The organism is Streptomyces diversicolor, assembly GCF_057537855.1.
In genome coordinates this window covers 1-570 of the sequence record NZ_BAAJXA010000157.1, presented here as the reverse complement: position 1 = coordinate 570, position 570 = coordinate 1, and the positions used below count along the sequence as shown (strand labels likewise).

Here is a 570-nt window from a genome sequence, read left to right as displayed (position 1 = left end):
AGAGCTTGTCTCACGTGGTGAGGTTGGTCAGCTTCTTGTAGCAGGTCAGTGCGGCCGCGAGACCGAGGAAGCCTAGAAAGTGTGTGCCTTTCCGCTCGTACCGGACGGTGAGGCGGCGGTAGCCGAAGAGCCAGGAGATCGACCTTTCGATCTTCCAGCGGTGCCGGCCGAGTCGCTCGCTGGATTCGATGCCCGGGCGGGCGATGCGTGGGATGATGCCGCGGCTGCGCAGCCACCTCAGGTACTCGGCGGAGTGGTAGGCCTTGTCCGCGCGGAGCTTGCCGGGACGGCGCCGGCGCGGACCGCGCCGCGACCGGATTGCGGGTATGCCCAGGACCAGCGGCAGCAGAGCCTGACTGTCATGGGCGTTCGCACCAGACACACCGAGCGCCAGAGGTAAGCCCTGAGCGTCGGACAGGACGTGCAGCTTGCTGCCCTTCTTGCCCCGGTCGACCGGATTGCGCCCGGTCAGCGATCCCCCCTTTTCGCGCGGACCGAGGCCGCATCCACGATCACTGAGGTCCAGTCCACTTCACCGCGCGCACCGAGTTCGTCCAGGACTGCCCGATG

Annotated in this window: 1 pseudogene; it reads right to left on the bottom strand. The window is 67.0% G+C overall.

The features are described 5' to 3' along the window. Positions 1 to 10: 10 nt before the first annotated feature. A pseudogene (locus AC27LF_RS45610) lies at positions 11 to 570 on the bottom strand (IS5 family transposase); the annotation flags it as partial.